The following is a 5,498-nucleotide window of genomic DNA, read 5'->3' on the forward strand; positions in this document are numbered from 1 at the left end:
CACCGGCACAGCAGAGCCAGAGCACAACGCTGGCCCCGCCCCCCTCCGGAATATGCGGGCCAAAGCCTCTCCCGACACGCCGCCACCGCCCAATCGGGCACAAAACGCATGTGTGAATGTGCCTCAGCACATACTTGATCTTCTGTCCTTTACGCCCATAGCTGTTGACGATCTGATACGGCGCTGCCAGTTCTCGGCTTCCGTCGTGTTGATCGCGCTGACCGAACTGGAACTTTCGGGTCGCATCACCACCTCTGCCGGGGGGCATGTGGCGCTGGCAGGCGGACAGGCGGAAACAAGAGGTTAAACGCTGCCTCCGGGCAGGTCGGAGAGAGTATGACTGACGTTGTCGTTGTCGAATCGCCCGCCAAGGCGAAAACGATCAACAAATATCTTGGAGACGGCTACGTCGTTCTGGCGTCGTTCGGCCATGTACGTGATCTGCCGCCCAAGGATGGCTCCGTGCTGCCCGATGAAGGATTCGCCATGTCGTGGCAGTCCGATGAACGGGGCATGAAGCAGGTTTCCGCCATTGCCAAGGCGCTCAAGGGTGCCAATCATCTCTATCTCGCCACTGACCCTGACCGTGAGGGAGAGGCCATTTCGTGGCATGTCCGCGCCATGCTGGAGGAACGCAAGCTCCTCAAGGGCGTGGACGTCCAGCGTGTCACCTTCAACGAAATTACCAAAAGCGCCATTCTGCATGCCATGGCGCACCCGCGTGAGCTCGACTTCCCGCTGATCGAGGCCTATCTGGCCCGCCGCGCGCTGGATTATCTGGTCGGGTTTACGCTCTCGCCTGTACTGTGGCGCAAACTGCCCGGCTCACGTAGCGCCGGGCGCGTGCAGTCCGTGGCCCTGCGCCTGATCTGCGAGCGTGAAGCCGAGATCGAGGTTTTCAAACCGCGCGAATACTGGAGCGTGACCGCCGCCCTGCTGACCCCGCAGGGCGCGCCCTTTACCGCACGCCTGACCCACCTCAACGGCAACAAGCTCGACCAGTTCGATCTGGCCAATGCCGAACAGGCCGAGGCCGCACGCCGCGCCGTGGAAGCCGAGGCCCTTGCCGTACGCAGTATCGAGCGCCGCAAGGTGCGCCGCAATCCGCAGCCGCCGTTCACAACCTCCACACTCCAGCAGGAAGCCTCGCGCAAGCTGGGCATGAGTGCGCAGACAACCATGCGCACCGCCCAGCAGCTTTACGAAGGCATAGACCTCGGCGGCGAAACGGTGGGGCTGATCACCTATATGCGAACCGATGGCGTGACCATGGCGCAGGAAGCCGTGCAGTCTATCCGCGCGCATATCGGCAAGCGGATTGGCGCCGCGTATGTGCCGGAAAAACCGCGCATGTACACCTCCAAGGCTAAGAACGCGCAGGAAGCGCACGAAGCCGTACGCCCGACCGATATTTCCCGCACGCCCGATGAAATGGCCAGCCGCCTCAACCACGACCAGCGCCGCCTGTACGACCTGATCTGGAAACGTGCTGTGGCCAGCCAGATGGAATCCGCCTCTCTCGATCAGGTGGCGGTCGATATTGCCGGGCCTTCAAACCAGACCGTGCTGCGCGCCAACGGCTCGATCATCACTTTCGAGGGCTTTCTCAAGCTCTACCGCGAAGGGCGCGACGACACCGACAAGGCCGCTGACGACGAATCGCGCATGCTGCCCGCCATGAGCGAGAAAGACCCGCTCAAGCGTGAAGATGTGGAGGCCGAACAGCACTTTACCCAGCCGCCGCCGCGCTATTCCGAAGCATCACTGGTCAAGAAAATGGAAGAGCTGGGAATTGGCCGCCCTTCCACCTATGCCTCGGTGCTGAGCGTGTTGCAGGACCGCAGCTATGTGCGGCTCGAAAGCCGCCGCTTCATCCCTGAAGCGCGTGGCAGGCTTGTAACCGCCTTCCTTGTCTCGTTCTTTGAACGCTATGTGGACACGGGCTTTACCGCGAGCCTTGAAGAGCGGCTGGACGATATTTCCGGTGGGCGCGCCCAGTGGAAGGAAGTGCTTGCCTCATTCTGGCACGACTTCTCCCACGCGGTGGCCGACACCAAGGAACTCACCATTACCGATGTGCTGAACGCACTGGACAAGGATCTGGGGCCGTTCTTCTTCCCCCCGCGTGAGGATGGGTCCGACCCGCGCCACTGCACATCCTGCGGTTCAGGGCGGCTTGGCCTCAAACTCGGGCGTTACGGGGCGTTTATCGGCTGTTCCAACTACCCGGAATGCCAATATACGCGCCGTCTGGTTTCCGACAGTGCGGAAGACGGCGAAGGTGCTGCCACCCTCAAGGACGGCATGCGCCTGCTGGGCCAGCACCCTGAGACCAGCGAGGACATTACCGTACGTCAGGGCCCCTACGGGCTTTACGTGCAGCAGGGTGAACCAGACCCGGCGGACAAGAAGGCCCGCCCGCGCCGCGCCTCGCTCCCCAAGGGCATGAGCGGCGAAACCATTACGCTGGAGCAGGCTCTGGGCCTGCTCTCCCTCCCGCGTCTGGTCGGGCTGCACCCTGAAACGGGCGAGCCAATCGAGGCCGGGCTGGGGCGCTTTGGGCCTTATGTGAAAATGGGAGCCGTTTATGGCTCGCTGGATAAGGATGACGATGTCCTGAGCGTGGGGCTGAACCGCGCGGTTGATGCGCTGGCCAAAAAGCTCGCCTCCATCCGCACGCTGGGCAACCACCCCAAGGACGCCGAACCCGTGCTGGTGCGTAAAGGCCGCTTTGGCCCCTATGTGCAGCATGGCCAGATTGTCGCCACCCTGCCGCGCGGCACGGATATGGATACGGTTACGCTGGATGAGGCCGTGGACCTGTTGGTGGAAAAAGGCAAACCCCTGAAAGCCAAGGGGGGTAAAGCGGGCGCCAAAAAAACCACCACGAAAAAGGCTACAACCAAAGCGGCTACAACCAAAACCACAGCTGCCAAGACTACCACAGCCAAAAGCACCACCAAAAAAGCAGCCGCTCCCAAAAAGACCGCAGCGGCAAAAGACACGGCTTTGGCTGAGGCAGCCCCCGCCAAGGCGCCACGCAAGGCCGCAGCGCCACGGAAAAAGAAAACCGATTGAGGCACACTGCCTCCGCGCCTGATTGTCTTCCGCGCATGGAGGATATTCAGGCGGTGCTGGCACAGGACACCCGGCCCCTTGGGCTTATGGATATCCTGCGTGTCCTGCGCCTGCCGGTACAGCACAAGGCGTCGCTCAAAGCGCAACTGCACGACATGGCAGTTGCGGGTGCCTTGCTGCACCTGCCTGCTGGACGCATCAAGGCGTCCGTCGGCCTGCCCGAAATCGTGCGTGTGCGTATCACGGGGGTGCATCAGGCTGACGGGCAGATGCTCATACGCGGCGTGGTGGAAGCCCCCTGCGGCACGGGTGGAACGGATAGAACGCTCCGCCTGTCCGCCCCTCCGGTAGAGAGTGCCCGCGATATACTCCCTCTGCTGCCCGGCGATACCGTGCTGGCCCGCCTGCGCCCCGCGCTGACTGGGCCCCGCACAGGCCGCATCCTGCGCATGCTCTGTCCTGCACCGCGCACCGACCTGCCCATGACGGACACCTCGCCCCAGCAGACCGAACCTGCACAAGCCGCCCTGTGGTCGTGCGATCCACGCCTGTCCGTGCCGTTCCACCGCCTTGCGTCGGACATAGCTGATCCAGCACCGGGCAGTATCCTTCTGGCCTCCCTACAAAACGGGCCGGAAGCGGCACCTGAAAGCACGACTGACAACGCCTATACTGCCCTGCCCGCAGGTATATTGGGCAAGGCTACGGAACCGGGCATGGCAGGACGACTGAGCCTGCTGACCCACGCTATACCGGAAGCCTTCAGCCAGGACGCTCTGAACGAAGCCGAATCCGCAGCCCGCACCGTTGCCGCCCTGCATGGCCAGCCCGCACCGTCAGAACGTGAAGACCTGCGCACGCTCCCCCTCATCACCATTGATGACGAATCCGCGCATGATTTTGACGATGCCCTGTGGGCCGAACCCACCGAAACAGGCTGGCGGCTTGTAGTCGCAATAGCGGATGTCAGCGCATGCGTGCCCGCAGGCTCGGCGCTGGACCAGCAGGCCCGCCTGCGCGGCACGTCCATCTACCTGCCAGACCGGGTTGTGCCCATGCTGCCCCCGGCCGTGTCCGAGAATGCCTGCTCGCTCCTGCCGGGGCAGGATAGACCCTGCCTGTTCATGGACCTGTCCATAACCCGGCAGGGCACACTGGGTCGGGCACGGCTGGGCCGGGGCCTGATGCGCAGCGTCGCACGGCTGAGCTACACACAGGCGCTGCGGGCCCTTAACCCACAGCATTCAGCAATACCTGCTGCCGACATATCGGGGCAGGACACGCCACAAAACCCCGCCCCTGCTGTGCTGAAAAGCCTGCACGCCCTCTGGGATGCCGCACAGGCCCTTCAGGCCGAAGCCCTGCGGCGCGGTGTCGAGCCGCAGCATGACGAGTCCTGGCTAGTCAGCCACGATACACAGGGCAACGCTGTGTCGTTTACGCCACGCACGACGCTGCCCACACATGACATGGTGGCAGCCTGCATGGTGGCCGCCAATACGCAGGCCGCAGCCCTCCTACACCATCATGGGCTGGCCGGGCTGTTCCGCACCCATGCAGCCTCTACCTCCGGACAGCCCCGCCCCACAGCCCGCTACAGCGCCACAACAGCCCCCCATGCAGGGCTCCGGCTTGCCTGCTACACACATTTTACCAGCCCGATCCGCCGCTATGCGGACCTTGTTACCCACCGGGCACTGGCGGATTTTCTGGCTCGCGCGCCTTTATCCACATTCACGCCCACGCAGGCCGCCTCCCTCACACATACCCAGCCTTCCAGTTCGTCCGACACAGCGCTTGAGGCTCTGACAGCCCATCTGAGCATGACCGAACGCAGGGCCACGGATGTTGCACAGGCCTGCCTGAACCGGCTGGCGGCACAGGTGCTGGCCCCCCTGATAGGCCAGCCTGTGGAGTTCCATGCCCTCACATCAACACGGCATGGCCTTCGGGTGAGATTGACGAAAACCGGAACTCCGTCTTTCCTTCCATGGTCGGCATTCCCTTCTGGCACAGGGGCCTGCGACACCTTGCTGCATGACGGCGTCGCGTCGCGCCGTTCCGACTCCAATGAGCATCAAACCGGAAACCGGAACCGGGTTGAGCGCGTATTTTCAGCAGTCCTGATCGCAACCTGCCCGTCGCGGGGCACCGTAACTCTGGCTTCTCCCGTTCATGCGTGCTGACCTGTCCCTCCGTTATGCCTGCGTCATGCGTGGCCTGCCTGTCGTTATTCTGGCAGTGCTGCTGTGCCAGCCAGCACCCGTGCGCGCACAGGACAGGTCGGGCAACCAGCCCCTGCCGCCCCCGCCGCTGACCCCACGCCAGAGTGCCTCGGCCACGACAGCCACCGACAACACTCCCCCTAAGGCACAGGCACAGGCACAGGCACAGGCACAGGCACAGGCACAGGCACAGGC

Annotated in this window: 3 protein-coding genes and 1 pseudogene; all 4 read left to right on the forward strand. The window is 63.4% G+C overall.

Annotated features, from left to right (window positions below; all coding sequences use genetic code 11):
- Window positions 1-52: 52 nt before the first annotated feature.
- Entirely contained in the window at window positions 53-307 is a 255-nt protein-coding gene (locus tag ABF757_RS11995) for a DprA-like winged helix domain-containing protein (protein ID WP_035371468.1), read from the forward strand.
- 29 nt (window positions 308-336) lie between these two features.
- Window positions 337-3,078 (forward strand): type I DNA topoisomerase, encoded by a 2,742-nt coding sequence (topA, locus tag ABF757_RS12000; protein ID WP_415482564.1) that lies wholly within the window; start codon window positions 337-339, stop codon window positions 3,076-3,078.
- Window positions 3,079-3,113: 35 nt separating this feature from the next.
- Window positions 3,114-5,264, forward strand: coding sequence for an RNB domain-containing ribonuclease (locus ABF757_RS12005; protein WP_415482566.1), 2,151 nt, complete (start codon window positions 3,114-3,116; stop codon window positions 5,262-5,264).
- Window positions 5,254-5,498 (forward strand): annotated as a pseudogene (locus ABF757_RS12010) (hypothetical protein); the annotation flags it as partial. The gene ABF757_RS12005 and the pseudogene ABF757_RS12010, both read left to right, overlap by 11 nt.

The sequence above is a fragment of the Acetobacter papayae genome (genome assembly GCF_047721125.1).
GTDB lineage: Bacteria > Pseudomonadota > Alphaproteobacteria > Acetobacterales > Acetobacteraceae > Acetobacter > Acetobacter papayae.

Excerpts from the sequence above, each read along its gene's own strand:
- ABF757_RS11995 (WP_035371468.1), top strand. The coding sequence starts at position 53 with ATGCGGGCCAAAGCCTCTCCCGACACGCCGCCACCGCCCAATCGGGCA.
- ABF757_RS12005 (WP_415482566.1), top strand. The coding sequence starts at position 3,114 with ATGGAGGATATTCAGGCGGTGCTGGCACAGGACACCCGGCCCCTTGGG.
- topA (WP_415482564.1), top strand. The coding sequence starts at position 337 with ATGACTGACGTTGTCGTTGTCGAATCGCCCGCCAAGGCGAAAACGATC.